This window comes from Mesorhizobium sp. M7A.F.Ca.MR.362.00.0.0, from assembly GCF_004023175.1.
GTDB lineage: Bacteria > Pseudomonadota > Alphaproteobacteria > Rhizobiales > Rhizobiaceae > Mesorhizobium.
In genome coordinates this window covers 1-776 of the sequence record NZ_RZTF01000841.1, presented here as the reverse complement: position 1 = coordinate 776, position 776 = coordinate 1, and the positions used below count along the sequence as shown (strand labels likewise).

Here is a 776-nt window from a genome sequence, read left to right as displayed (position 1 = left end):
GCCAGCCGCACCGAATATACCAACCGCGACCGCACCGGCGCTGCCGCCATTGCCGCCGCCGCCGCCGACCGATTGCGCCAGGATGCCGTGCGCGAGCGCGCCTTTGGTGGTTATGTTTGCGGTGTTTTTGACCTCGACCTGGCCACCTGCCCCGCCAGCGCCGCCCTGGCCACCGACAGCGACGGCCGCAAAGGCACCACCGGCGCCCGCCAAGCCTCCATCACCACCTGAACCACCGACCGACTGCGCGAAGATGCCGATCGAGAGGTCCCTGTCAGTGGTGATCCGAGCCGTATTTTCGACATAGACTTTCTGGCTGCCACCACCGGAACTGCCATTGCCGCCCAGCGAGAAGGAAGGTCCGCCAACCGTCACCGCAAAGCCGCCGGAGCCGCCGCCGCCGCCGACCGACTGCGCCATGATGCCGTGCGACTGAATACCTTCGGTCTGGACGACGGCGCCGTTGATGACATCAACGGTCTTGCCGCCGCCACCGCCGGCGCCCTTACCACCGATCCCGATGCCGAGGCCCAGGTTCAGTCCTGCAGAACCGCCGCCCGTGCCGCCGCCACCGCCGATGGATTGCGCGATAATGCCCGTCGAGCGATCGCCGATCGTATGGATCAAGCCGCCGCCAATTGTGGCCCTGACCGTCTCGGCCTCGCCGGCCGCTCCGCCTTTGCCGCCGATGCCGATGGTCGCAGCGATAGCGCCATTGAACGAAAAGCCGCCATTGCCGCCGCCGCCGCCGATCGATTGAATGATCAGGCCAGCGG

The 776-nt window shown here is 67.5% G+C and carries 1 pseudogene; it reads right to left on the bottom strand.

The window, feature by feature from the left end:
• Positions 1-776 (bottom strand): annotated as a pseudogene (locus EOC06_RS38085) (autotransporter outer membrane beta-barrel domain-containing protein); the annotation flags it as partial.